The following is a 23926-nucleotide window of genomic DNA, read 5'->3' on the forward strand; positions in this document are numbered from 1 at the left end:
GGGTGGAAGTGCGAATGCCCGCAGGGGCGGTGATCCGGATCACGAGGCCGTACGCCGGAGCCTTCGCACGGCGTACGCCTACGGCTTGAGGCGACGCGTCACGGACGTCACGGCCCGGATCAGGCCGGTACGGGCGACCTGAAGGGCGAACTCCTGACCGCGGTCCGGAACGACCTTCGCGAACCAGGGGAGGCCGCGGCGGCGCCACTTGGCGGGCGCCAAGGCGGCGGGAAGGGAAGGCAGCCACGGTGCACAATTCCACCGTCCGTGATCTGCACACCTACTATGTTGTGGCGGGTGACAGAAGTCTTCTCGTGCAGAACAACCGGGAAGGCGAAAGCCTGGGCGGCGTCCTAATTGCGATGCCGAAGGTCCTCGTACTGCGTTCGTGCGTCACGGTGAAACGGGGCAGATCGAGAAGTATGCAGAGTGGGCGCCGCAGTCCAACCCGCGGAATCCAGCTCCTTTCGAACTCGTAAAGAGGTTCGACCTTGAAGGGCCGGGCCCGCGCATACGAACGCGGACGGTACGGTGGTGGAAACGCCTCACATCAATCTTCCGAACGGGGGTGACGCGCGTGCGTCGCAAGACTGGGAGAAGCCCCTCGGCTGCTCCTGATGAGGGTCGGGGTATCCGTTACATCCAATCGTGGTACGCGTCCAACTGTGACGGCGAATGGGAGCACGAGTTCGGCATCAGAATGGCCACTACGGATAATCCTGGGTGGCACATTCGGATCGATGTGAGCGAAACGGACTTGGAAGGTGTCGTCGTGCCGCGCGAAAGGCATGATCTCTCCGACGGAGGATGGATGATCGCTTGGAGCGACGGAAAGGTCTTCCAGGCGGCCTGTGGTCCCATGTCACTCCGTGACGTGGATGCTCTCTTCGAAGAGGTGGCCGAGGGCGCCGCTGTTGGTGAGGCGGAAGAGTCGGACAAGTGAAGTGCAAAGAGCAGGGGGGCCTTCCCGCACCTGGTGCGGAAAGGCCCCCCTGTGCTTGACGGCCGTCGGCCTGCGCCATGGCCGGCGCAGGTCCTTCGGCGTTGCTCAGCCCACCAGCCCCAACTCCCGCGCGATCAGCATCCGCTGGACCTCGCTCGTGCCCTCGCCGATTTCGAGGATCTTGGAGTCGCGCCACATGCGGGCGACCGGGTACTCGTTCATGAAGCCGTAGCCGCCGTGGATCTGGGTGGCCTCGCGGGCGTTGTCGACGGCCACCGTGGAGGAGTAGAGCTTGGCCAGGGCCGCTTCCTTCTTGAAGGGGTCGCCCGCGACCAGGCGGGCCGCCGCGTCGCGCCAGGCGAGGCGGGACGTGTGGGCCTTCATCTCCATGTCGGCGATCTTGAACTGGATGGCCTGGTTGGCGGCGATCGGCCTGCCGAAGGCGTGGCGTTCCCGGGCGTACTTGACCGACTCGTCGACACAGCCCTGCGCCAGGCCCGTCGCCAGGGCCGCGATCGCGATGCGGCCCTCGTCGAGGATGCGGAGGAACTGGGCGTAGCCGCGGCCCTCCTCGCCCAGGAGGTTCTCCGCAGGGACGCGGACGTCCGTGAAGGACAGCTCGCGGGTGTCCGAGGCGTTCCAGCCGACCTTGGAGTAGGGGGCCGCGACCGTGAAGCCGGGAGTGCCCGACGGGACGATGATCGAGGAGATCTGCGGCCTGCCGTCGGGCTTGCGGCCGGTGACCGCCGTGACCGTCACCAGGCCCGTGATGTCCGTGCCCGAGTTGGTGATGAAGCACTTCGTGCCGTTGATGACCCATTCGTTCGTCGAGGAGTCCAGACGCGCCGTCGTACGGGTCGCGCCCGCGTCGCTGCCGCCGTCCGGCTCCGTCAGGCCGAACGCGCCCAGGAGTTCGCCCGAGCAGAGGCGGGGGAGCCACTCCCGCTTCTGCGCCTCCGTGCCGTAACGGAAGATCGGCATCGCGCCGAGCGAGACGCCGGCTTCGAGCGTGATGGCCACCGAGGAGTCGACCCTCGCCAGTTCCTCCAGGGCCACGCCGAGGGCCAGGTAGTCGCCGCCCATGCCGCCGTACTCCTCGGGGAACGGCAGGCCGAACAGGCCCATGCGGCCCATCTCCCGGACGATCTCGTACGGGAACTCGTGCCGCTCGTAGAAGTCGCCGATCTTCGGCGCCACCACCTCGTGCGCGAACTCCTCGACCGTACGGCGGAGTTCCTCCAGTTCGAGGGAGAGACGGTAGTCCATGGTGATCAGTGCTCCTCGGTGTCCTCGTGGGACAGGGCTCGGACGGTGCGGGACGGGCTGGGTCGGCCCAGGTGGGCGGCCATCCACGTGCTCGTGGCGACGAGGCGGCCGAGGTCGATTCCGGTGTCGATGCCGAGGCCCCGCAGCATCCACACGAGGTCTTCGGTGGCGAGGTTGCCGGTCGCCGACTTCGCGTACGGGCAGCCGCCCAGGCCGCCCGCCGAGGCGTCGACCGTGGTGACGCCCTGCTGGAGCGCCGCGAGCGTGTTGGCGAGGGCCTGGCCGTAGGTGTCGTGGAAGTGGACGCCGAGGGCGGTGAGCGGGACGCCCGCCTCGTCCAAAGCGGCGAGGAGCGCGACGACGTGGCCCGGGGTCGCCACGCCGATCGTGTCGCCCAGGCTGAGTTCGTCGCAGCCCACGTCCAGCAGGGCCCGGCAGACCTTCACCACCTGGGGGATCGGGACCGCGCCCTCCCACGGGTCGCCGAAGCACATGGAGAGGTAGCCGCGGACGTGGACGTCTTCGGCCTTCGCCCGTGTCACCACCGGCTCGAACATCGCCAGTGCCTCGTCCACCGTGCGGTTGAGGTTGGCCTTGGCGAAGGACTCCGTGGCGCTGGCGAAGACCGCCACCCGACGGGCGCCGAGTGCCAGGGCGCGGTCCAGGCCGCGTTCGTTCGGGACCAGGACGGGAAGGGCCACCGGGAGATCGCCGACCATCGGGAACAGCGCTTCCGCGTCCGCCAGTTGGGGGACCCACTTCGGGTGGACGAAGCTCGTGGCCTCGATCGTGGTCAGGCCCGCGTCGGCCAGGCGGCGGATGAACGCCGCCTTGACCTCCGTGGGGACCGTCGCCTTCTCGTTCTGCAGCCCGTCGCGCGCTCCGACCTCGTGGATGCGGACGCGGGTGGGCAGGTCCCTGCTCGGGACCGTCATCGGGAGCCCTGGGACTGTCATTCCGCCGCCTCCTCGTGTGGTGCGATGACCGCCAGCACCTGGTCCATGGCGACCGTGGAGCCGGGTGCCACGTCCAGCTCGGCGACCTTGCCGGCGTGCGGCGCGGAGATGACGTGCTCCATCTTCATCGCCTCCACCACCAGCAGGCTCTGACCGGCGCTCACCTCGTCGCCGACGGCGACCTTCACCACCGTCACCGTGCCGGGCATCGGCGCGGTGAGGGATTCGGCGCCCGCGTGCGCCGACCGGGTCAGGGACGCGGCGACCGGGTCGTGGTCGCGGACGTGCCAGGCGTCGCCGTCGCGGCCGAGCCAGTCGGCGGCGCGATGGAAGGTGTGGCGGACGCCGTCCAGCGTCACCGCGACCCGGTCGCCGGTGACCGTGGCCGTGCCGCGCGGGGTGTACTCCAGGGCCTCCTGCACCCGTAGGTGGAAGGCGGCCGGCTTCGGCTCGCCGCCCAGGCGCCAGCCGCTCGGTACCGAGAAGGGGTCCGTCCAGCCGCCCGGCTCCGGCTTCAGGGCCTGAAGGCGTACGGCCGCCGCCGCCTCGTACACCTCCTCGGGTACGTCCGTGGGGACCAGTCCCTCGACCTCCCGCTCGACCAGGCCGGTGTCCATGTCGCCGGAGACCACGGCAGGGTGGGCGAGCAGCCGGCGCAGGAACCCGGCGTTCGTGTGCACGCCGAGCGTGACCGTCTCCGCCAGGGCGGCGCGGAGTTTGCGCAGGGCGGTCGCACGGTCGGGACCGTACGCGATGACCTTGGAGAGCATCGGGTCGTAGAGGCTGCCGACCTCCGTGCCCTCGGTGAGGCCCGAGTCGGTGCGGACGCCGTCGCCCTGCGGCTCACGCAGCCTCAGTACGGTGCCGCCGGAGGGGAGGAAGCCGCGGGCCGGGTCCTCGGCGCAGATGCGGGCCTCCACCGCGTGCCCGGTCAGCCGTACGTCCTCCTGGGCGAAGGCCAGGGGCTCCCCGGCCGCCACCCGCAGCTGCCACTCCACCAGGTCCAGCCCGGTGATCAGCTCCGTGACCGGGTGCTCCACCTGGAGGCGGGTGTTCATCTCCATGAAGTAGTACGACGACGGGTCGTTGCCGGGGACGATGAACTCCACCGTGCCCGCGCCCCGGTAGCCGCAGGAGCGGGCCGCCTGGACCGCCGCCTCGCCCATCGCGGACCGGGTCTCCTCGTCGAGGAGGACGCTCGGCGCCTCCTCGATGATCTTCTGGTGGCGGCGCTGGAGGGAGCACTCGCGCTCCCCGAGATGGACCACGTTCCCATGGCCGTCGGCCAGGACCTGGATCTCGATGTGGCGGGGGCGGTCGATCCAGCGCTCCACGAGGAGCGTGTCGTCGCCGAAGGAGGCCCGGGCCTCGCGGCGGGCCGAGGCGATCTCGTCCTCCAGCCGGGTCAGGTCCCGCACCAGGCGCATGCCCTTGCCGCCGCCGCCCGCACTGGGCTTCAGCAGTACGGGCGCGCCCAGCTCGCGGGCCGCATCGGCCAGATCCGGGTCGCGCCCGCCGGGCACGACCGGGACCCCGGCCCCCTGGACCGTCTCCTTGGCGCGGATCTTGTCGCCCATCAGCGCGATCGCGTCCGCCGGAGGGCCGATGAAGACCAGGCCCGCCTCGGCGCACGCGCGCGCGAAGGCGGCGTTCTCCGCGAGGAAGCCGTAGCCCGGGTGGACGGCCTGCGCGCCCGTACGGGCCGCCGCCTCCAGCAGGCGCTCCACCGACAGATAGCTCATCGACGCGGGAGCCGGGCCGATCCGGACCGCCGTGTCGGCCTCGCGGACGTGCCGGGCGTCGGCGTCCGCGTCGGAGAAGACCGCCACCGAGCGCACGCCCATCGACCGCAGCGTACGGATCACCCGTACGGCGATCTCGCCGCGGTTGGCCACCAGTACTGTCTCGAACATCGTCGTCCGTCCCCTCACATCCGGAAGACGCCGAACTGGGGGTCACCCAGGGGCGCGTTGGCGCACGCGGTCAGGGCCAGGCCCAGGACCTGACGGGTGTCCAGCGGGTCGATCACACCGTCGTCCCAGAGGCGGGCCGAGGCGTAGTAGGCGTTGCCCTGGCGCTCGTACTGGGCGCGGACCGGGGCCTTGAAGGCGTCCTCGTCCTCCGCCGGCCAGGACTCGCCGCGGGCCTCCAGCTGGTCGCGCTTGACGGTCGCGAGGACCGAGGCGGCCTGCTCGCCGCCCATCACCGAGATCTTGGCGTTCGGCCACATCCACAGGAAGCGGGGGGAGTACGCCCGGCCGCACATGGAGTAGTTGCCCGCGCCGTACGAGCCGCCGACCACGACCGTCAGCTTCGGTACGCGCGTGCAGGCCACGGCCGTGACCATCTTGGCGCCGTGCTTGGCGATGCCGCCCGCCTCGTAGTCCTTGCCGACCATGAAGCCCGAGATGTTCTGCAGGAACACCAGAGGGATGCCGCGCTGGTCGCACAGCTCGATGAAGTGGGCGCCCTTCTGGGCGGACTCGGAGAACAGGATGCCGTTGTTGGCGACGATGCCCACCGGGTGGCCGTGGATCCGGGCGAAGCCCGTGACCAGGGTCTGGCCGAACTCGGACTTGAACTCGGCGAAGCGGGAGCCGTCGACGACCCGGGCGATGACCTCGCGTACGTCGTAGGGGGTGCGGGAGTCGACCGGGACCGCGCCGTAGAGGCCGTGCGGGTCGACCTTGGGTTCCGTCGCCTCCGTGACCTCCCAGGGGAGCTCCCCGCGCGCGGGGAGGGTGGAGACGATGGTGCGGACGATGCGCAGGGCATGGGCGTCGTTCTCCGCGAGGTGGTCGGTGACCCCCGAGACGCGGGAGTGGACCTCGCCGCCGCCGAGCTCCTCCGCCGTGACGACCTCGCCGGTGGCCGCCTTCACCAGGGGCGGGCCGCCCAGGAAGATCGTGCCCTGGTTGCGGACGATCACCGCCTCGTCGCTCATCGCCGGGACGTACGCCCCGCCGGCCGTGCAGGAGCCGAGGACGGCGGCGATCTGGGGGATGCCGGCGCCGGACATGCGGGCTTGGTTGTAGAAGATGCGGCCGAAGTGGTCGCGGTCCGGGAAGACCTCGTCCTGCATGGGGAGGAAGGCGCCGCCGGAGTCCACCAGGTAGACACAGGGGAGGCGGTTGTCGAGGGCGACCTCCTGGGCGCGGAGGTGCTTCTTCACCGTCATCGGGTAGTAGGTGCCGCCCTTGACCGTGGCATCGTTGGCGATGACCACGCACTCGCGGCCGCTGACCCGGCCGATGCCGGCGATGACGCCGGCGGCCGGGGCCTGTCCCTCGTACATCCCGTCGGCCGCGAGCGGTGCCAGCTCCAGGAACGGCGAGCCCGGGTCGAGGAGCGTGTCCACGCGGTCGCGGGGGAGCAGCTTGCCGCGCGCGGTGTGGCGGGCGCGGGCCTTCTCGCCGCCGCCCTGCGCGGCCGCGGCGAGCTTGGTGCGCAGCTCCCCGGCGAGGGTGTGGTGCGCCTCCTCGTTGGCCCGAAAGGCGTCCGACGCGGGGTCTGCCGCGCTCGTGAGCTCCGGTGCCTCGTGCATCCTGCGGGTCCCCTCACCTTGTTAATGAGCGTTAACGCATTTCCTTCAGGTTAACGACCGCTAACCTCCCTGTCTAGAATTGTTTTCATGGCCACCAGAACCGACGCCCCCACCCGCCGTGAGCAGATCCTCAAGGAGGCCGCGCGGCTGTTCGCCGAGCGGGGCTTCCATGGGGTCGGAGTCGACGAGATAGGTGCCGCGGTCGGGATCAGCGGGCCCGGGCTGTACCGGCACTTCGCGGGCAAGGACGCGATGCTCGCGGAGCTGCTGGTGGGGATCAGCGGGCAGTTGCTGACCGGGGCGAAGCGGAGGCTGGCGGAGGCGGACGGGGGTGGGGCGGAGGTGGTCCTCGACTCGCTGATCGAGGGGCATATCGACTTCGCGCTCGATGACCGGCCTCTGATCACCCTGCACGACCGGGAGCTGGACCGCCTCCGGGACACCGACCGGAAGATGGTGCGGCAGCTGCAGCGGCAGTACGTGGAGTTGTGGGTCGGGGTGGTGCGGGAGGTGTACCCGGGGCTGGATGAACCTGCGGCCCGGTCGGCCGTTCACTCGGTGTTCGGGTTGCTGAACTCGACGCCGCATCTGGGCAGGGCCGGGTCGCTGCCCGGCCGGGGGGCTACGGCGGAACTGCTGCACCGGATGGCCCGGGGGGCGTTCGCGGCGGCGGAGCTCTAGCGACCCTCCGCCCACCCGCCCACCCGCCCGAGGGGGCCGGACTCGCCGGACCCGGACAGGCGTGGGGCGCGCGGCGTGACGAGCGTTACCCCGCCTACCCCGTCGCCACCCTGGACGCGTCTCGATACTCGCCGGTACCTTTGGCTGAGCAAGCGCTTAGACATGCGAAGTCGTGGAGGTGGCGGCGTGCGCCGTACGGTGTTCAACGAGGATCACGAGGCGTTCCGGGAGACCCTTCGCGCCTTCATCGAGGCCGAGGTCGTACCCGTGTACGACGAGTGGTTCGCGGCGGGCCAGGCGCCCCGCGACTTCTACTACAAGCTCGGTGAGCTGGGTATCTTCGGGATCAACGTGCCCGAGGAGTTCGGTGGCGCGGGCCTGGAGAGCCACAAGTTCGAGGCCGTCCTCTACGAGGAGACCGCTCGTGCCGGCGTCCAGTTCGGCGGCTCCGGCGTGCACGTGCTGCTCGCCCTGCCGTACATCAAGATGCTCGCCACCGACGAGCAGAAGAAGCGGTTCCTGCCCAAGTTCGTCTCCGGCGAGGAGATGTGGGCCATCGCGATGACGGAGCCGGGCACCGGTTCCGACCTCGCGGGCATGAAGTCCACCGCCAAGCTCTCCGAGGACGGCACGCACTACGTCCTCAACGGCGCCAAGACCTTCATCACCGGCGGTGTGCACGCCGACCGCGTGATCGTCTGCGCCCGCACCGCCGCCCCGACCGCCGAGGACCGCCGCCACGGCATCTCCCTCTTCGCCGTGGACACCAAGTCCGAGGGCTACTCCGTCGGCCGCAAGCTCGACAAGCTCGGCCTGAAGACCTCCGACACCGCCGAGCTGGCGTTCGTCGACGTCAAGGTGCCCGTCGAGGACCTCCTCGGCGAGGAGAACAAGGGCTTCTACTACCTCGGCCACAACCTGGCCTCCGAGCGCTGGGGCATCGCCTTCGGCGCCTACGCCCAGGCCAAGGCCGCCGTCCGGTTCGCCAAGCAGTACGTGCAGGAGCGCACCGTCTTCGGCAAGCCCGTCGCGCACTTCCAGAACACCAAGTTCGAGCTGGCCGCCTGCCAGGCCGAGGTGGACGCCGCCGAGGCCGTCGCCGACCGCGCGACCGAGGCCCTGGACGCCGGTGAACTCACCCCCGCCGAGGCCGCCTCCGCGAAGCTGTTCTGCACCGAGGTCGCCCACCGCGTCATCGACCGCTGCCTCCAGCTGCACGGCGGCTACGGCTACATGAACGAGTACCCGATCGCCCGCCTGTACGCGGACAACCGCGTCAACCGCATCTACGGCGGCACCAGCGAGATCATGAAGTCGATCATCGCGAAGGACATGGGGCTGTAAGGCCCCCGACACCGGCAGGCGATCACTGGCCGATACAACTACCCCATGAGCCAGGCACTTCAGGACCTCCTCGATCTGCTCGACCTCGAGCAGATCGAGGAGGACATCTTCCGCGGCCGGTCCCGGTCCGCCGTCGTCCCCCGGGTCTTCGGCGGGCAGGTCGCGGCCCAGGCGCTCGTCGCCGCCGGCCGCACGGTCCCCGAGGACCGGCCCGCGCACTCGCTGCACGCGTACTTCCTGCGCCCCGGCGACCCCGGCGCGCCCATCGTCTACACCGTCGACCGGATCCGCGACGGCCGCTCCTTCACCACCCGCAGGGTGGTCGCCGTCCAGCACGGCAAGCCGATCTTCCACCTCTCGGCGTCGTTCCAGACGTACGAGGACGGGCTGGATCACCAGGAGCCGATGCCCGCCGCGCCCGACCCCGCGACCCTCCCGACCGGCGAGGAGCGACTGCGCGGGTACGGGCACATCGACTCCGCCGTGGTGGAGAAGTTCCTCGAGGCACGCGCCGCCGTCGATCTGAGGTACGCCGACGAGCCGCCGTACGGCAGGTTCGGTGAGCCGCGCGAGCCGCACTCCCAGGTGTGGTTCCGGACGAACGGAAAGCTGGGCGGCGCGGTCGACGAACCGCTGCTGCACGTCGTCCTCGCCACCTACGTCTCCGACATGACGCTGCTCGACTCGGTGCTGCTCGCGCACGGGCGCGGCGGCTGGGCCGTCGGGGACGTCGTAGGGGCCTCGCTCGACCACGCGATGTGGTTCCACCGGCCGTTCCGCGCCGACGAGTGGCTGCTGTACGACCAGGAGTCCCCGTCCGCACACGGCGGCCGGGGACTGGGGCAGGCCCGTATCTACACGCAGGACGGGCGGCTGGCCGTCACCGTGATCCAGGAGGGCGTGGTCCGCGTCCCGCGCGAGCCGGTCACTGGCTGAGGCCCGCCTCCGCGAGCAGGTACGCCGTCATCGGGTCGTAGTGGCGGGGGCTGATCACGTGGTCGTCGAGGGGCACCGTCACCTGCACGGTGCCCTCGGCCTCGGCGATGAAGAGGGCCGGGTCGTTGCAGTCGGCATAGCCGACGGAGTCGACGCCGTGCTGCCCCGCGTAGCCCGCCCAGCCGTGGTCGGCGACGACCAGGTCGGGCAGCGGGCGGCCCTCGCGCTCCAGGCCCTTCAGGATCGCCTTCATCGGTTCGCCCGAGTGGGTGTGCCACAGGGTGGCGCCGTGCTCCAGCACCGCCACGTCCGCGAACTGCATGACGTAGCCCTCCTCGGTCGTCAGCCCGTCCGGGATGACGACGATCTCGCAGCCGGCCGCGCGCAGCGCGGTCGCGGTCGCGCGGTGGACGTCGAGGAGGCCGCCGGGGTGGCCGGTGGCGAAGAGGACGCGCTGCTGCCCGTCCGCCGCCTTGCGCAGCCGCCCGGCCATCCGCTCCAGGCCGTCGACGGTCAGCTCCGGGTCGATGGTGTCCTGGCCGTACCGGTATTCGGGGTCGTCGTTCACACCGACCCGCTCCGCCATCACCGCGAGGACGTCCTGCTCGTCGCTCCAGCGGTCGCCGAGTTCCAGGCCGAGCCAGTAGTGACGGTCGCTGTTCGCCAGCTTGCGGTAGTGGGAGAGGTTGTTCTCGCGGGGGGTGGCGACGTCGCCCGCGATGCGCGTCCTGACGAGGTGCTCGACGAGTTCGGCGCGGCTGGGTGTCCCGGATATCGGCATGGCATCCATTGTGAGGCAGCCGACTGTGGGCGTCCCTGGCGTATCGAACGCTGGGATGTGCGTCACGTACTCAGAGATGCACCGCTCACGTACTCAGATGTGCCGCAGCGCGAACCACAGCTCCATCCGTACGTCCGGGTCGTCCAGGTCCGTCTCCAGCAGCGTCGCGCAGCGGGCGATGCGCTGCCGCACGGTGTTGCGGTGCACGGACAGGGCGACGGCCGTGCGGTCCCAGCTGCCGTGCAGGGAGAGCCAGGTGCGCAGGGTTTCGGTGAGCGCGGGCCGGGCCGTGACGGGGGCGAGGAGGGCGCGGGCGTGAGCCGTCGCCTCGCCGGGCGGGACCAGGTCGGCGAGGGCGGGGCGTGCCCTGTGCCTCAGCAGCGGGGCGCGGGTGGCGCGGGCCCGGGCCAGGGCGCGGGCGGCCTGGGTGTCGGCGGCGGGCCAGTCGGGCGGGGCGACGGCGGCGCTGACGCCCAGGGTCCAGCCGGGGGGCGGGGCGGCCGGTGCCCGGTCGGCCGGGACCAGGACCCGTACGACGTCGCCCGCCGGGTCGACCAGTGCGGATCCGAGCGCGGCGCCCAGCGCGGAGGCCGCGACGGCGTCGGGGGCCACGTCCCCCTCCGGCCGGGCGTGGACGATGATCCACGGCCCGTCGCCGAGCAGCGACGAGACCTCCTCGGGTGGCGCGCCCAGCAGCAGCCGCACCAGCGCGGAGGACCGGGCCGCACCCGAACCGGTCTGCTGCTCGCCGGTGAGCAGCGACAGCAGCACGGCTCCGACGGAGGCGACGGTGTGGTCGCCGGGGGCCCGCTGCGGGGTGGCGACCCCGAGGACGAAACCGTGGCCGGCACTCAGGGTGTAGGAGGCGAGGTGGGTGTCGGCGACGGTGTCGGTGGCGGAGGCGGGTGCGGGGCGCTCACGCCGGTCGTCGGCCGGCCGTACGACCTCCGCCAGCCGCGTCAGCGCCCCCCGCATCTCGTCCCCGGGCGGGCGCCCCGCCTCCGCGATCTCCGCCCCCTCCGGCCCGTACAGCACCGCCCACCCGCCCAGCCGCTGCGCCAGCTGCCGGAGCACCGAGGGGACCGGGTCGGGGCGGGACGCGGCGGCGGCGAGGCTCTGCTGGGCCTCGCTCACGCGGCGGAGTTCGGCCAGGCGGGCCCGGGCCATCAGCTGCCAGACCGCGCGGGCCACACCCGAGAAGGTGGTCCGGGGCGGCACCTCCAGCAGCGGCAGGCCGTGCGCCGCACAGGCCGCGGCCAGCGCATGCGGCACCGTGTCGTGCACCGGCGCCACCCCGAAGCCGAGGGCCGCCCCGCCCGCCGCGACGATCCGGGCGACGTAGTCGTCGAAGTACGCGGTGCCCGAGCCCGCCGCCTCCGGGATGTGCACGCCGGCGCTGAGCAGCAGTTCCCCGCCCAGCAGATACGGATACGGGTCCGCCATCTCCGAGGTGTGCACCCAGTGGACGACGACGCCCTCGGCGGACGGCCCCGCGATCTGCCGCAGCGCCAGGTCCTCGCGGGCCAGCAGCGCGGTCAGCGGCACGGGTGGGGTGGGCGGGACCACCGGGTCCGGCATGGTGTGCGTTCCCTCCATCCCGTACCGGCTCGAATGGATGAAACGTACACTTCGCAGTCGCTTTGCGGCCACCTAAGGTCAGTCCTCGTCACCCGTCGGCGACACCGACCGATGGAGGCCCCGGGGTCGTCGACCACGGCCCGGGCAGTCTCCCGAACTCGTGTACGAACCGGTCGCGGCTCCCCAGTAGAGTCGTAGAACAAGCAGTGCATACGCGATGAAGCGTAGGAAAGAAGGCATTTCCCCATGAGCAGCAACGAGACTCCGCGCGGGCCCGTCGACTCCTCCCGCATCCCGCGGTACGCCGGTCCCGCGACCTTCGCCCGGCTGCCCCGGCTGGACGAGGTCGGCCGGGCCGATGTCGCCGTGGTGGGCGTGCCGTTCGACTCGGGTGTCTCGTACCGGCCGGGCGCCCGCTTCGGCGGCAACGCGATCCGTGAGGCGTCCCGGCTGCTGCGCCCGTACAACCCGGCGCAGGACGCCTCGCCCTTCGCTCTCGCCCAGGTCGCGGACGGCGGCGACATCGCGGTGAACCCGTTCGACATCAACGAGGCCGTCGAGACCGTCGAGGCCGCCGCGGACGACCTGCTCGGCACCGGCGCCCGCCTGATGACCCTCGGCGGCGACCACACCATCGCGCTGCCGCTGCTGCGGTCGGTGGCGAAGAAGCACGGCCCGGTGGCCCTGCTGCACTTCGACGCCCACCTCGACACCTGGGACACCTACTTCGGCGCCGAGTACACGCACGGCACCCCGTTCCGCCGCGCGGTCGAGGAGGGCATCCTCGACACCTCCGCCCTGTCCCACGTCGGCACCCGCGGCCCGCTCTACGGCAAGCAGGACCTGACCGACGACGAGAAGATGGGCTTCGGCATCGTCACCTCGGCCGACGTCTACCGGCGCGGTGCCGACGAGGTCGCCGACCAGCTCCGCCAGCGCATCGGCGACCGGCCGCTGTACATCTCCATCGACATCGACTGCCTCGACCCGGCCCACGCCCCCGGCACCGGCACTCCCGAGGCCGGCGGCATGACCTCGCGCGAACTGCTGGAGATCCTGCGCGGCCTGGCATCCTGCAACCTGGTGTCGGCCGATGTCGTCGAGGTGGCCCCCGCGTACGACCACGCGGAGATCACGTCGGTGGCGGCCTCCCACACCGCGTACGAACTGACCACGATCATGTCCCGCCAGATCGCCGCGGCCCGGAAGGACTCGGAAGCGAAGTGACACACGACCACGACCTGGTGCTCCGCCCCACGCCCGCCCAGACGGAGGCCGCCCTGAACCCTCCTCCCGGCCGCAACGGCGGAGACCTCGTCGTGGAGACGCTGGCCGGGCTCGGCGCGACGACCGTCTTCGGCCTGCCCGGCCAGCACGCCCTCGGCATGTTCGACGCGCTGCGCCGCTCGGACCTCAGGTACATCGGCCTGCGGGTGGAGAACAACGCCGGATTCGCGGCGGACGCGTACGGCCGGATCACCGGTGAGGCCGCGCCGCTGCTGCTGTCGACGGGGCCGGGTGCCCTGACCTCCCTGGCCGCCCTCCAGGAAGCGGCAGCCGCCTCCGCGCCCGTGCTGGCGATCAGCAGCCAGGTCCCGACGGCCGGGCTCGGCGGCGGCCGGCGCGGCTACCTCCACGAACTCCCGGACCAGGCCGCCTCGTTCCGGGGCGTGGTCAAGTCCGTCCACACCGTCCGCACCCAGTCCCAGATCCCCTCCGCGATCGAGGCGGCCTGGACATCGGCGCTGACCGCCCCGCACGGACCGGTGTGGGTGGAGATCCCGCAGGACGTCCTGCTCGCCGAGACGGCCATCCCGGTCGTCACGGGTGGCGACGCCTTCCCCGAGGAGCTGCCGCCGCGCCCCGAACTGACCGCCGTGGCCGCCGACCTGCTGTCGAAGGCGGCCCGCCCGGCGATCATCGCGGGTGGGGGAGTGGTCCGGGCGGACGCCTCCGGCAAGCTGAAGCAGCTGGCGGTCAGGCTCCAGGCGCCGGTCGTCACCACGCCCGGCGGCAAGGGCGCGTTCCCCTGGACGCACCCGCTGTCGCTCCAGTCCTGGATCGAGGACCGGCACACCACGGACTTCCTGGAGGACGCCGACGTCCTCCTGGTCGTCGGCTCGGGCCTGGGCGAACTCTCCTCGAACTACCACACGTTCAAACCACGCGGCCGGGTCGTCCAGATCGAGGCCGACCTCGGCAAGCTGGAGTCCAACCACCCGGCGCTGGGCATCCACGCGGACGCGCGGCTGGCGTTGCAGGCGCTGCTGGAGACGGTGTCGCCGCGCGAGGACGCTACGGCGGCGGACCGGGTCCGGGACCTGCTGGCGAAGGTCGCCGACCGCATCGCCGCCCAGGAACTCACCCTGGAGCAGGATGTGCTGGCGTCCGTCCGTACGGCGCTCCCGGCCGACTCCCCGTCCTTCTGGGACATGACGATCCTGGCGTACTGGGCCTGGTCGGCCTTCGACGCCAAGGGTCCCAACCACATGCACTCCGCGCAGGGCGCGGGCGGCCTCGGCTACGCCTTCCCGGCGGCACTCGGCGCTGCGGCGGCCGATCCGACCCGGCCGGTGCTCGCCGTCTCCGGCGACGGCGGGGCCCTGTACTCGATCGCCGAGCTGGCGACGGCCCGCCAGTACGGCCTGGACGTGACCTGGCTGATCGTCGACGACGGCGGCTACGGCATCCTGCGCGAGTACATGAACGACGCGTTCGGCGAGGCGACCGGGACGGAACTGCCCCGGCCGGACTTCGTGGCGCTGGCGGAGTCGTTCGGCGTTCCGGGGGTCCGGACGACCCCGGAGACACTGGAGAAGGACCTGGCCGCCGCGTTCGCCGCGCCAGGCCCGCGCGTGGTCGTCCTCCCGGTCGTGCTGCGGATGTTCGCACCCACCCACCTGGGCTCGGACTGATCATCCGATCGGCTGGGCGCGACGTCCTTCACGGGAGCTGTCCTTCGTCGCGCCCGGCGACGGACAGGACGCATCGGCGAACCCGGTGGATCTCGCGGGCGGCGGATCCCTCTCCGTGCTCCCGCTGATCGGCATCTTCGGGGCCAACGCCTCCGGCAAGTCCAACGTGCTGACCGCGATGACCGGCATGCGCAAGGCGGTCCTCAACTCCTACGCGCATCTTGCCTCTTACGACGGCATCCCGCGCCAGGTCTTCTCCCCGGACCCCAAGAGCGGGAGCGGACCCTCCTTCTTCGAGGTCGACCATGTGCACAAGTGGGACAGGGACCCGTAAACAGACGTGCACGACTTCGTGGAGAAGGCGCTGCACACCGATACGCACTGACCCCTCTCGGCCGTGATCACGAGCTGACTTCGGTATGGCCCCGGCCGGGCCATGAGGTCTCTCCGTGTCCGGGCACCGGGAGGACTTCTGGTGGCTGCCGCGGAACGCGCTGCCCGATGTTCGGTAGGCCTGGCTGAACTCCCTTCAGGAAAGGGAGTTCAGTCGCAGTAGTCGCTACCAGATCGCCTCGACCCACTCCGGGTGGTCGATGAACGGGTTGCGGTTGTGCTGGTAGGAGTCGTGGATGACGTCGTTGCGGCGCTGCTCGAAGGCGTCCGGCGGGTCCTCCTGGTGCCAGGCCTTGAGCACGGAGAGCTTGCCCATGTAGGGATTGCTGCCGTTGCCGACCTGGCCGTTGACCTCCAGGTCGGCCCAGCCGTCGCCGCCCTCGTAGCGGACCGCCATGTAGAAGATCATGCGGGCCACGTCGCCCTTGACGGCGTCGCGGGGCTCGAAGGAGTCGGAGTCGGTGAGGCTGCCGCCGCTGTCGGTGAAGCCGCTGCCGCCGTTGTCGAAGTCCTTGTTGCCCCGTATCGAGTTGACCCGGACGTCCGACGGGCGCAGGTGGTGGATGTCGGTGCCGGGGCCGGTGGAGGTGCCGAAGCCGCCGTGGGACTTGGCCCACACGTGCTCGCGGTTCCAGTCGCCGGTGTCCCCGCCGTTGAGGGACTTGCTCCGCGAGATGCCCGAGTACAGCAGGATGACGTTGTTGCTGTTGCGCGGGTCCTGGTCGGTGACCTTCAGGGCGTTCCAGACCGCCGAGTACGACAGCTTGGTCTGGTCGCTGATGATGGTGTGCAGGGAGGACTTGAGGCTGGTGCCCGTCTTGCCGACCGCGTTCTCGTAGTACGTCGTGTCGTACGCGGTCGTCGTGGCCGCGGCCGGGGTAGCGGTCAGGGTGGACGCGGTGAGGCCGGCCAGGGCGGCGGCGGTGGCCAGCGCCACCGGCTTCCATCGGCGTATCCGTGTTGTCGCCAGCATGTGGGGGTCCCATCTACGCGGGTTGATCGGGAGGCGGCAATCGGGAGAGTGACATGGACATGCGGCCGTGTAAATGAATGTGACATGGCAATCAGGTGACGGAAACCGGCAAGTCGGTCGAGTTCTACGCGAGTTGACGCGGCGAGGCGATCGCGACGGTACTGACCCGGCCCGACTGCGTGGCGCCGGCGGAGTCGTTCGGCGTTCCGGGGGCCCGGACCACCCCGGGAGACCTGGAGCAGGACCTCGCCAAGGCGCTCCAGGTGCCCGTGCCCTCGATGGTCCTGCTCCCGGCCGTGCTGCGGATGTTCGCGCCGACGCGCCTGGGCCGAGGGGCGGCCCGAAACCTGCTACAGGCCGTCGCGGACCATCGCGGCGACGATGCGGACATGACGGTCGGCCGCCGTGCCCGACCACTCGTTGTCGAAGTTCAGGCCGTAGGGCCAGAAGTGGCCGCCACCGGTGGAGATCTTGGCACCGGAGCCGTCGTACTGCCTGACGAGCGCGGTGGCCTGCGCGCCGGTCCAGGTGCCGCTGCCGCCGAGGCGGGACCAGCCCCCGCTCAGTCCCACGCCGATGGTGTGGGAGATCTCGTGCAGGGCCGTCCGCTCGTTCATGTAGCTGCGGTTGCTGCCGAAGCGGATGGTGCCGTTCATGCTGCCGTCGGCGGTGGGGACGCCCGGCTCGTAGCGGACGGTGATGGTCTTGCCCAGGTCGCTGAGGTTGTTGTAGCGGGCGACCGCCGCGTTCATGGCCTTGGTGATGAGGTCGTAGGCCGAACGCTGGTCCGCGGTGGGGTTGCTCGCGCGGACGAGGGACCAGGTGATGGTGGCCGCCGCGGCGCGTTCCCGGGCGGGGGCGGGCGGAGCCTGGGGAGTGGCGGCCTGGGCGACGCCCGGGCCGGCCAGCAGTGCGGCGGTCAGGGCGGCTATGAGTGCCTTGCGTGGGCTCATGTGCGGATCCTCCGGTGGGGGGCGGTCGTCACGAAACTTTCGAAACTTCGCACGACGTTCGGGATCTCGGACAGGTGTCGCCGACGTCCACACAAAGCCCTTGAACGACACGGCAGTCGGCGCGCTGTCGACGGCAAGTATCCCGGCGGGAAAGACGGCGTCAAGAGTTCCGGCAGAGGTCAGTGGAACCAGAAGAGCAGCGTGTCAGGGTTCGTCCCGAGCTTCCGCGCGCTCTCCCACTCCTCCGCCTCGAACCGCATGGCGTCGGCGAACCGGCGGGCCGCGCCGCGGAATTCGGGATCCAGGCGGCCGAGGACCGACACGTAGGCGTCGGCCAGGGCGGCGGCCCGCTGGGCCGGCAGGGTGCCGATCGCGGGCACCGCGTCGCCGGGGTTGGGCAGCCGCAGCGGCGGACCGCTGAACAGGAACGTGCCCGGGAGCAGGTCGGACGGTACGCCGTACCGGGCCAGTTCGTCGTCCATGGCGTAGAACCACGCCGGGCGGCGCCAGGCGCCGAGGTCCGTCGGGTCGGAGAAGTGCGCCGCGACGGCCTGGTAGAAGGCATAGCTGTACGCGGGGCAGAGGTCGGTGCTCGGGGTGCCGTCGATCAGCTCCTCCAAGGCCTGGCTGATGGAGACGTCGAGGCCGATGCCCTGCTCCTGGAAGCGGGCGTCGGTCCGCTCGCACTCCGTGCGCACCCGGGCGAGCGTGCGCTTCTGCTGCTCGGTCCGCTCCACCGCCGTGAGCAGCCGCACCACCGTTCTCATGTCGCCGGTGCTCATCTCGAGGCAGTAGGCCACCGCTGCGTTTCCCTTCACCGTTCGCCGGACACCGGTCTCCATGATCGGGGACGCGGGAACGGACCCGGACCGGGAGGCCGGGGCCGTTCGCCGGTGCGCGGTCGGGCCGGGTCAGCTGACGTCGGACGCGTCCAGGCGGTAGACGGCCGACTGACCGGACTGCGTCGAGGAGCCGGAGCCGGAGTTGGAGCCCGCACTCGTACTGTTGCTGTAGTCGCTCTCCTTCAGCGCCGTGCCGTGCTTCTCCACCCACGCCGTGACGTCGGAGCTGACGGTCGAGCCGTCGCCCGGGCCGCCGCCCATGCCGCCACCGAGCTGGATGTAGTGCAGCTCGCCCCTCTTCACCAGCTCCTCGAGCTGGGCGAGCGTCATCGCCTTGTCGCTGCGGGACCAGCCCCACATCGAGACGACGGGCTCCCCGCTGCTCAGGATGAGCTGGGCGGCACTCTGTGAACTCGACACCCCCAGGAGCCACTTGGCGCCGTCCCGGTGCTTTGAGGTACGCGATCAGCTCGCTGTCCGCGCCGCCCATGCCGCCGTCCCTGCCTCCCCCGGGGCCGGTGCCGCTCGGGGGCGTACCGCCGGAGCCGCCTGCCCCTCCGGGAGCCGGGCCGCTCTGCCCGCCGGATGGCGTTCCGCCCCCGGAAGAGCCGTTCCCGGTCTGGGTGTTGCCGTCCTGCTGAGCGCCGTCACCGGGACCATCCGAGCCCCCGCCCGGCACCCCCGGCCGCCATCGCCCCCGCCCCCGGGCCCGCCGCCCTGGGGCGGGGCCGGAGGGGGCCAGGCGGCGTGGAGTTGGGTTTCGGTGGCAGATGTCACCCGAGCATGGTGGGCAGCCGCGGTGTGAGGCCGCTGTGCCGAAACTGGCCGCCGTCTGTGAAACCGGGCCGTTCCCGGTCACGACTCGTACAAGTCTTCTCTGCTCGTGCAACCTTTCGCCCGTGCCCGGGAGTCAAGGGGTGCATGACTTCTGGGATATCCCGCCGCGCGAGAGTGCTCGCGGCGGCCGTGGGTACGGGCGTCCTCGTGCCGCTCGCCGCCGCCGCCACGCCCGCCGCCGCCGCCGCTCCGGCCGTGACCTGCACGTCCGCCAAGGCCGGGCTGGCCGCCAAGCTGAAGAAGGACATCACCGCCGCGCTGGCCACCCGCAAGGGCACGGTCGCCGTCGGCCTCTACGACCGCAGCACGAACACGACCTGCACCCTGCGCGCGAGTTCCGCCTACGACTCGGCCAGCGTCGTCAAGGTCACCGTCCTCGCCACGCTGCTGTGGGACGCGAAGAAGACGAACCGGTATCTCACCGACCGTGAGAACACCCTCGCCAAGGCGATGATCACCAAGTCGGACAACGCGGCGACCTCCACCCTGTGGAAGCAGCTCGGCATGACGAAGATCAAGAACTTCCTCAAGGCCGCCGGCATGACGCAGACCAAGCCCGGCGCGAACGGCTACTGGGGCCTCACCCAGATCACCGTCACCGACGAGCAGAAGCTGCTGAAGCTCCTCACCGCCAAGAACGCGGTCCTGAGCGACAACTCCCGCGCCTACATCCTCAAGCTGATGGGCCAGGTCGTCTCGTCCCAGCGCTGGGGCACCCCGTACGGAGTGCCCTCAGGCGTCACCGTGACCGTCAAGAACGGCTGGCTGCAGCGCTCCACGCACGGGTGGCGGGTGCACAGCGTCGGCGCGTTCAAGGGCGGCGGCCACGACTACGTGATGACGGTGCTGACCCACGGCAACAGCACGATGAACTACGGCATCGCCACCATCCAGGCCGTGGCCAAGGTCATCCACAAGGATCTGGCGGCGAGCTGACGGGGTGGCCTAGCCGAGATCCAGGAACCTCCTGACGAAGGCGAGCAGGGCGAAGAGGACGGGGGGAAGGATGTTTTCCATATCCGGGCAAACGGTTACAAGTCGGGTCAGGTAGCTGTCCGGGCGGCGGACTCACCGGAACAGCCGACCTTCACCCGGCGCCCATCCCGTCACCGGGAGTGACGGCATCAGGCCGTCCACCCGCGGAATCTGTCACGACGGGATGAAATCCGCCCCCGCGCACGTTTGTGCCTTCCGGCAGCTCAGGACGACGACTGGAGGGCACCGGCGTGACACCGAAACGGGGATGGGCACGACGACTGTGGGCCTACGCGTGGCGCCACCCGAAGGACGTCGTGCTCGCTCTCGGCTCCTCCCTCGCCGGCATGGCCGTCATGGCCCTCGTCCCGCTGATCACCAAGGTGATCATCGACGACGTCATCAGCGACCACACCAGGGACATGACCACCTGGGCCGGCCTCCTCGTCGCCGCCGCGCTGGTCGTCTACGTCCTCACCTACATCCGCCGCTACTACGGCGGCCGCCTCGCCCTCGACGTCCAGCACGACCTGCGGACGGAGATGTACGGCACGATCACCCGGCTCGACGGCCGCCGCCAGGACGAGCTGTCCACCGGCCAGGTGATCGGCCGTGCGACCAGCGACCTCCAGCTGATCCAGGGCCTGCTCTTCATGCTCCCGATGACCATCGGGAACTTCCTGCTGTTCCTGATCTCCCTGGTGATCATGGCGTCGCTGTCCTGGCCGCTCACCCTGGTCGCCCTGGCCGTCGCGCCCAGCATCTGGTGGATCGCCAAGCGCAGCCGGACCCGGCTGCACCCCTCCACCTGGTACGCCCAGGCCCAGGCCGCCGCCGTCGCGGGCGTGGTCGACGGCGCCGTCAGCGGCGTACGCGTGGTGAAGGGCTTCGGGCAGGAGGAGCAGGAGACCGGCAAGCTCAGGGAGGTCGGCCGCCGGCTGTTCGCCGGACGGCTGCGCACCATCCGCCTGAACTCCCTCTACACCCCGGCCCTGCAGGCCGTCCCCGCACTCGGCCAGGTCGCGATGCTGGCCCTCGGCGGCTGGCTCGCGGTGCGCGGGCACATCACGCTCGGCACGTTCGTCGCCTTCTCCACCTACCTCGCCCAGCTCGTCGGCCCGGTCCGCATGCTCGCCGTGGTCCTCACCGTGGGCCAGCAGGCCCGCGCCGGCACCGACCGCGTCCTGGAGCTGATCGACACCGAGCCGTCGATCGAGGACGGCCGCAAGGACCTGCCCGCCGGCGCCCCCGCGACGGTCGAGTTCGACGACGTCTCCTTCGGCTACGCCGACGACCGCCCTGTCCTCGACGGCCTGACCTTCGAGATCCGTCCCGGCGAGACCCTCGCCGTCGTCGGTTCCTCCGGCTCCGGCAAGTCCACCGTGTCCCTCCTCCTGCCCCGCTTCTACGACGTCACCCGCGGGGCCGTCCTGGTCGGCGGGCACGACGTGCGGGAGCTGAGTCTGCAGTCGCTGCGGGCGGCGATCGGGCTGGTCCCGGAGGACTCGTTCCTGTTCTCCGACACGGTCCGCAGCAACATCGCCTACGGCCGCCCGGACGCCACCCAGGAGGAGATCGAGAAGGCCGCCCGCGCCGCCCAGGCGGACCGTTTCATCAGGGAGCTGCCCGAGGGCTACGACACCACCGTCGGCGAGCACGGCCTCACCCTCTCCGGCGGTCAGCGCCAGCGCGTCGCCCTCGCCCGCGCCATCCTCAGCGACCCTCGCCTGCTGGTCCTGGACGACGCCACCTCCGCCGTCGACGCCCGCGTCGAGCACGAGATCCACGGGGCCCTGAAGGGGGTCATGCAGGGCCGGACGACCCTGCTGATCGCCCACCGCCGCTCCACCCTGAACCTCGCCGACCGCATCGCCGTCCTGGACGGCGGCCGCCTCGCCGACATCGGCACCCACGAGGAACTGCAGCGGCGCTCCGCCCTGTACCGGCGCCTGCTCACCGACCCGGACGAGCTGGGCGCGGTGTCCCCGGGCCACACTCAGCCGGCCGGCCCCCAGGAGGACACCTCCGTCCGGGACGAGCTGGACGCGGAGTACGACGCCGAGCGCGGGGTCACCCCGAGGCTGTGGACCGGCGACCGCGACCGCAAGGACGCCGCCCTCACCGAGAGCCCCGCCACCCCCGAGCTGCTCGCCCAGGTCGGGGCGCTGCCCCCGGCGACCGACGTGCCGGATATCGACGAGTCGAAGGCCGTCCAGCCCGAGGCGTCCTACGGCCTGCGCCGGCTGCTGCGCGGCTTCGGGCTGCCGCTGCTGGTCAGCCTCGCCCTGGTCGCCACCGACGCGGGCATGGGCCTGCTGCTGCCCGTGCTGATCCGGCACGGCATCGACTCGGGCGTCACGCAGGCCGCGCTCGGCGCCGTGTGGGCGGCGGCCCTGCTCGGGCTGCTGACGGTGGCCGTGCAGTGGGCGGCGCAGATCGGCGAGACCCGGATGACCGGGCGTACCGGCGAGCGGGTGCTCTACTCGCTCCGGCTGAAGATCTTCTCCCAGCTCCAGCGCCTGGGGCTCGACTACTACGAGCGTGAGCTGACCGGACGGATCATGACCCGGATGACGACCGACGTCGACGCGCTGTCGACGTTCCTCCAGACGGGCCTGGTCACGGCCTTCGTCTCGGTCGTCACCTTCTTCGGGATCATGGTCGCCCTGCTGGTCATCGACGTGGAGCTGGCGCTGGTCGTCTTCGCCACGCTGCCGCCGCTGATCATCGCCACGTACTTCTTCCGCCGCGCGAGCGTGAAGGCGTACGAGCTGGCCCGCGAACGCGTGTCGGTGGTCAACGCCGACCTGCAGGAGTCGGTGTCCGGGCTGCGGATCGTGCAGGCCTTCCGGCGCGAGCGGGACGGCGGGCGGCGGTTCGCCGAGCGCAGCGACAGCTACCGCCAGGCCCGCATCCGGGGCCAGTGGCTGATCTCGGTGTACTTCCCGTTCGTGCAGTTCCTGTCGTCGGTGGCCGCGGCGGCCGTACTCATCGTGGGCGGCGCCCGGGTCGACGCCGGGACACTGGCGATCGGCTCACTGGTGGCGTACCTGCTCTACATCGACCTGTTCTTCGCGCCCGTGCAGCAGCTCTCCCAGGTCTTCGACGGCTACCAGCAGGCGTCCGTCTCGCTCGGCCGCATCCAGGAGCTGCTCCAGGAGCCGACGTCGACGAAGTCCGCCGACGAGCCCCTCGAGGTCCGGTCCCTGCGCGGCGAGATCGCCTTCGACGGCGTGCACTTCGCCTACGGTGACGACGAAGAAGCCCTGGGCGGGGTCGACCTGCGCATCCCGGCCGGGCAGACCGTCGCCTTCGTCGGCGAGACCGGCGCGGGCAAGTCGACCCTCGTCAAGCTCGTGGCCCGCTTCTACGACCCCACCGGCGGCCGGGTCACCGTCGACGGCACCGACCTGCGGGCCCTCGACCTGACCTCGTACCGGCACCGTCTGGGGGTCGTCCCGCAGGAGGCGTACCTCTTCCAGGGCACCGTCCGCGACGCCATCGCCTACGGCCGCCCGGACGCCTCCGACGCCGAGGTCGAGGCGGCGGCCCGCGCGGTCGGCGCGCACGACATGATCGCCACGCTGGAGGGCGGCTACCTCCACGAGGTCGCCGAGCGCGGCCGCAACCTGTCCGCCGGGCAGCGCCAGCTGATCGCGCTGGCCCGCGCCGAGCTGGTCGACCCGGACGTCCTGCTGCTCGACGAGGCCACGGCCGCCCTGGACCTGGCCACCGAGGCCCAGGTCAACCAGGCCACCGACCGCCTCGCGGGCCGCCGCACCACCCTCGTCGTGGCCCACCGCCTCACCACCGCCGCCCGCGCCGACCGGGTCGTCGTCATGGACCACGGCCGGGTCGCTGAGGACGGCACGCACGAGGAGCTGCTCGCCCGCGGCGGCCGGTACGCCGAGCTGTGGCGCACGTTCATCGGCGCCGCCGAGCCGGAGGAGCCGGTCGGCGCGGCCCGCTGAGCGTGTCCGGGGGCGGCGCTTTCGTCCCGCCCGCGCAA

General features: G+C 71.3%; 20 protein-coding genes and 1 pseudogene. 10 read left to right on the top strand and 11 right to left on the bottom strand.

Going from position 1 to position 23926, the window contains the following annotated elements:
* Nucleotides 1-78 precede the first annotated feature (78 nt).
* Nucleotides 79-222 carry a hypothetical protein gene (locus ACFU3E_RS08320; protein WP_384153899.1) on the bottom strand — a complete coding sequence of 48 codons (144 nt, stop codon included), beginning with the start codon at nucleotides 220-222 and terminating at the stop codon, nucleotides 79-81.
* A 355-nt stretch (nucleotides 223-577) separates the two neighbouring features.
* Between ACFU3E_RS08320 and ACFU3E_RS08325 the strand changes: the two genes are divergently transcribed.
* Entirely contained in the window at nucleotides 578-943 is a 366-nt protein-coding gene (locus ACFU3E_RS08325) for an Imm53 family immunity protein (protein WP_384153901.1), read from the top strand.
* Nucleotides 944-1048: 105 nt separating this feature from the next.
* Here ACFU3E_RS08325 and ACFU3E_RS08330 read toward each other — a convergent pair whose 3' ends face one another.
* Genes ACFU3E_RS08330 through ACFU3E_RS08345 form a run of 4 tightly spaced genes read right to left on the bottom strand, consistent with a single transcriptional unit; the run spans nucleotide 1049 to nucleotide 6709 of the window.
* Nucleotides 1049-2209, bottom strand: coding sequence for an acyl-CoA dehydrogenase family protein (locus ACFU3E_RS08330; protein ID WP_384153903.1), 1161 nt, complete (start codon nucleotides 2207-2209; stop codon nucleotides 1049-1051).
* A gap of 5 nt (nucleotides 2210-2214) precedes the next feature.
* On the bottom strand, nucleotides 2215-3165 hold the full coding sequence (locus ACFU3E_RS08335; RefSeq protein ID WP_384153905.1) for a hydroxymethylglutaryl-CoA lyase: 951 nt from the start codon (nucleotides 3163-3165) through the stop codon (nucleotides 2215-2217).
* Nucleotides 3162-5078 carry a biotin carboxylase N-terminal domain-containing protein gene (locus ACFU3E_RS08340; protein WP_384153907.1) on the bottom strand — a complete coding sequence of 639 codons (1917 nt, stop codon included), beginning with the start codon at nucleotides 5076-5078 and terminating at the stop codon, nucleotides 3162-3164. The genes ACFU3E_RS08335 and ACFU3E_RS08340 overlap by 4 nt, the downstream gene beginning before the upstream one ends.
* A 14-nt stretch (nucleotides 5079-5092) precedes the next feature.
* The gene (locus ACFU3E_RS08345) at nucleotides 5093-6709 is read right to left on the bottom strand and encodes a carboxyl transferase domain-containing protein (RefSeq protein WP_384153909.1); all 1617 of its coding nucleotides are present in this window, start codon (nucleotides 6707-6709) and stop codon (nucleotides 5093-5095) included.
* A gap of 87 nt (nucleotides 6710-6796) precedes the next feature.
* Between ACFU3E_RS08345 and ACFU3E_RS08350 the strand changes: the two genes are divergently transcribed.
* The 3 genes from ACFU3E_RS08350 (at nucleotide 6797) to ACFU3E_RS08360 (ending at nucleotide 9670) form a co-directional block, all read left to right on the top strand.
* On the top strand, nucleotides 6797-7390 hold the full coding sequence (locus ACFU3E_RS08350) for a TetR/AcrR family transcriptional regulator (RefSeq protein WP_384153911.1): 594 nt from the start codon (nucleotides 6797-6799) through the stop codon (nucleotides 7388-7390).
* Between the two features lie 186 nt (nucleotides 7391-7576).
* Nucleotides 7577-8734 carry an acyl-CoA dehydrogenase family protein gene (locus ACFU3E_RS08355; protein WP_384153913.1) on the top strand — a complete coding sequence of 386 codons (1158 nt, stop codon included), beginning with the start codon at nucleotides 7577-7579 and terminating at the stop codon, nucleotides 8732-8734.
* 45 nt (nucleotides 8735-8779) lie between these two features.
* On the top strand, nucleotides 8780-9670 hold the full coding sequence (locus ACFU3E_RS08360; RefSeq protein WP_384153915.1) for an acyl-CoA thioesterase: 891 nt from the start codon (nucleotides 8780-8782) through the stop codon (nucleotides 9668-9670).
* Here ACFU3E_RS08360 and ACFU3E_RS08365 read toward each other — a convergent pair.
* Together ACFU3E_RS08365 and ACFU3E_RS08370 are read right to left on the bottom strand one after the other, a co-directional pair.
* Nucleotides 9660-10451: a phosphatase gene (locus tag ACFU3E_RS08365; protein ID WP_384153917.1), complete on the bottom strand. Its 792-nt coding sequence runs from the start codon at nucleotides 10449-10451 to the stop codon at nucleotides 9660-9662. The genes ACFU3E_RS08360 and ACFU3E_RS08365 overlap by 11 nt on opposite strands.
* A 93-nt stretch (nucleotides 10452-10544) precedes the next feature.
* On the bottom strand, nucleotides 10545-12029 hold the full coding sequence (locus ACFU3E_RS08370) for a helix-turn-helix domain-containing protein (protein ID WP_384153919.1): 1485 nt from the start codon (nucleotides 12027-12029) through the stop codon (nucleotides 10545-10547).
* A 246-nt stretch (nucleotides 12030-12275) separates the two neighbouring features.
* Here ACFU3E_RS08370 and speB point away from each other — a divergent pair, with 246 nt between their 5' ends.
* From speB to ACFU3E_RS08385, 3 genes are all read left to right on the top strand, one after another.
* Complete coding sequence (gene speB, locus ACFU3E_RS08375) at nucleotides 12276-13256, top strand: agmatinase (protein ID WP_384153921.1); 981 nt, start codon at nucleotides 12276-12278, stop codon at nucleotides 13254-13256.
* Nucleotides 13253-14944, top strand: coding sequence for a thiamine pyrophosphate-binding protein (locus ACFU3E_RS08380; RefSeq protein ID WP_384153923.1), 1692 nt, complete (start codon nucleotides 13253-13255; stop codon nucleotides 14942-14944). Before speB ends, ACFU3E_RS08380 begins: the two co-directional genes overlap by 4 nt.
* 115 nt (nucleotides 14945-15059) lie before the next feature.
* Nucleotides 15060-15278 carry an AAA family ATPase gene (locus ACFU3E_RS08385; protein ID WP_384153925.1) on the top strand — a complete coding sequence of 73 codons (219 nt, stop codon included), beginning with the start codon at nucleotides 15060-15062 and terminating at the stop codon, nucleotides 15276-15278.
* 225 nt (nucleotides 15279-15503) lie between these two features.
* Here the strand turns inward: ACFU3E_RS08385 and ACFU3E_RS08390 are convergent, their stop codons facing one another.
* A complete protein-coding gene (locus tag ACFU3E_RS08390) occupies nucleotides 15504-16307 on the bottom strand; it encodes an endonuclease I family protein (RefSeq protein WP_384154023.1) in 804 nt (267 codons plus the stop codon).
* Between the two features lie 143 nt (nucleotides 16308-16450).
* On the opposite strand from ACFU3E_RS08390, the pseudogene ACFU3E_RS08395 reads away from it, so the two are divergent.
* Nucleotides 16451-16636: pseudogene (locus ACFU3E_RS08395) on the top strand (thiamine pyrophosphate-binding protein); the annotation flags it as partial.
* A gap of 24 nt (nucleotides 16637-16660) precedes the next feature.
* Here the strand turns inward: ACFU3E_RS08395 and ACFU3E_RS08400 are convergent.
* The 3 genes from ACFU3E_RS08400 to ACFU3E_RS08410 all read right to left on the bottom strand — a co-directional run bounded on the left by ACFU3E_RS08400 (nucleotide 16661) and on the right by ACFU3E_RS08410 (nucleotide 18525).
* Nucleotides 16661-17263 carry a hypothetical protein gene (locus ACFU3E_RS08400; RefSeq protein ID WP_384153927.1) on the bottom strand — a complete coding sequence of 201 codons (603 nt, stop codon included), beginning with the start codon at nucleotides 17261-17263 and terminating at the stop codon, nucleotides 16661-16663.
* Between the two features lie 179 nt (nucleotides 17264-17442).
* Nucleotides 17443-18030 (bottom strand): hypothetical protein, encoded by a 588-nt coding sequence (locus ACFU3E_RS08405; protein ID WP_384153929.1) that lies wholly within the window; start codon nucleotides 18028-18030, stop codon nucleotides 17443-17445.
* A 144-nt stretch (nucleotides 18031-18174) separates the two neighbouring features.
* Nucleotides 18175-18525 (bottom strand): hypothetical protein, encoded by a 351-nt coding sequence (locus ACFU3E_RS08410; RefSeq protein ID WP_384153931.1) that lies wholly within the window; start codon nucleotides 18523-18525, stop codon nucleotides 18175-18177.
* Nucleotides 18526-19026: 501 nt separating this feature from the next.
* Here ACFU3E_RS08410 and ACFU3E_RS08415 point away from each other — a divergent pair.
* Entirely contained in the window at nucleotides 19027-19878 is an 852-nt protein-coding gene (locus ACFU3E_RS08415; protein ID WP_384153932.1) for a serine hydrolase, read from the top strand.
* A gap of 290 nt (nucleotides 19879-20168) precedes the next feature.
* Nucleotides 20169-23888, top strand: coding sequence for an ABC transporter ATP-binding protein (locus tag ACFU3E_RS08420; RefSeq protein ID WP_384153934.1), 3720 nt, complete (start codon nucleotides 20169-20171; stop codon nucleotides 23886-23888).
* The last annotated feature ends 38 nt before the right edge of the window (nucleotides 23889-23926 follow it).

Source organism: Streptomyces sp. NPDC057424 (assembly GCF_042803315.1).
Taxonomy (GTDB): domain Bacteria; phylum Actinomycetota; class Actinomycetes; order Streptomycetales; family Streptomycetaceae; genus Streptomyces.

What these genes read in the sequence shown, in the direction of transcription:
- ACFU3E_RS08330 (WP_384153903.1), bottom strand. Translation starts at nt 2,209, where the DNA reads ATGGACTACCGTCTCTCCCTCGAACTGGAGGAACTCCGCCGTACGGTC.
- ACFU3E_RS08335 (WP_384153905.1), bottom strand. Translation starts at nt 3,165, where the DNA reads ATGACAGTCCCAGGGCTCCCGATGACGGTCCCGAGCAGGGACCTGCCC.
- ACFU3E_RS08340 (WP_384153907.1), bottom strand. Translation starts at nt 5,078, where the DNA reads ATGTTCGAGACAGTACTGGTGGCCAACCGCGGCGAGATCGCCGTACGG.
- ACFU3E_RS08345 (WP_384153909.1), bottom strand. Translation starts at nt 6,709, where the DNA reads ATGCACGAGGCACCGGAGCTCACGAGCGCGGCAGACCCCGCGTCGGAC.
- ACFU3E_RS08350 (WP_384153911.1), top strand. Translation starts at nt 6,797, where the DNA reads ATGGCCACCAGAACCGACGCCCCCACCCGCCGTGAGCAGATCCTCAAG.
- ACFU3E_RS08360 (WP_384153915.1), top strand. Translation starts at nt 8,780, where the DNA reads ATGAGCCAGGCACTTCAGGACCTCCTCGATCTGCTCGACCTCGAGCAG.
- ACFU3E_RS08365 (WP_384153917.1), bottom strand. Translation starts at nt 10,451, where the DNA reads ATGCCGATATCCGGGACACCCAGCCGCGCCGAACTCGTCGAGCACCTC.
- ACFU3E_RS08370 (WP_384153919.1), bottom strand. Translation starts at nt 12,029, where the DNA reads ATGCCGGACCCGGTGGTCCCGCCCACCCCACCCGTGCCGCTGACCGCG.
- speB (WP_384153921.1), top strand. Translation starts at nt 12,276, where the DNA reads ATGAGCAGCAACGAGACTCCGCGCGGGCCCGTCGACTCCTCCCGCATC.
- ACFU3E_RS08400 (WP_384153927.1), bottom strand. Translation starts at nt 17,263, where the DNA reads ATGAGCCCACGCAAGGCACTCATAGCCGCCCTGACCGCCGCACTGCTG.
- ACFU3E_RS08405 (WP_384153929.1), bottom strand. Translation starts at nt 18,030, where the DNA reads ATGAGAACGGTGGTGCGGCTGCTCACGGCGGTGGAGCGGACCGAGCAG.
- ACFU3E_RS08415 (WP_384153932.1), top strand. Translation starts at nt 19,027, where the DNA reads ATGACTTCTGGGATATCCCGCCGCGCGAGAGTGCTCGCGGCGGCCGTG.